At 46.0% G+C, this 757-nt stretch carries 1 protein-coding gene; it reads right to left on the reverse strand.

The window, feature by feature from the left end:
• A partial coding sequence (locus tag R7R24_RS26465; RefSeq protein WP_318120083.1) for a M9 family metallopeptidase N-terminal domain-containing protein occupies window positions 1-483 on the reverse strand: 483 nt, incomplete at its 3' end.
• Window positions 484-757: the final 274 nt, after the last annotated feature.

A 757-nucleotide genomic window follows, 5' to 3' on the forward strand; every position in this document is an offset into this window, starting at 1 on the left:
GTAAAACTCGGCGTAATAGCCAGCGCGCAAATACAAGTACAAGGCTTCAAGCTCATCACTACCACCGCCAGTATAGGCCTTCGCCAAAGTCACCGTATGCTTTGCCACGTTGTACATGTGGTCAGAATCAAACGCCGCTTCTTGCACTCGGCTTTGAGCAGAGAACAGCTCGTTGATGCAACTTGCACCTTGAGTTTTTATCGCGCTGATCAAGTCGTTGCTGTTGGTGGTTGTGAACGATTCTACGTCACAAACCACGCTTGCCGCTTCAACCGATTGGGTAGCCCGCGTACGTAACGTCTGTTTCGGTAGCTGTGGTAACAATTCAGTCGGTGCATACTCAGGCTGCGCCGTTTCTACACCGTGTTCGTGCTGATGATGTTCAACTTTCTCTGTGACTTGCGCTACTGGCTCGCTCATTGCGAACGCAGCAGTGCTGCTCAAGGTTGCCGCAATCGCGACGCTGAGGGTTTTCAGTTCCATCTTTGTTCTTCTATATCATGTGTTCCTTAAATGCCGATACCACGTGACATCACTTCGTGCTCTTTTCACAACGAAGAGCACCCTCATATAAATCTGAACGAGCTTTAAAATAAACAATTCATTAACAAACAAATTTAGCGGTATCACTTTTTAGTACCCAATTCGCCACACTACGAACTTTATTAAAATCGATTTGCTCAATAGACTTTGATGAACTAGCACTTAAAGACGCTACAACGAAGGATTTTGGCGTTATGAAAAAACCAAGCTACAC

The sequence above is a fragment of the Vibrio sp. 704 genome, assembly GCF_033339295.1.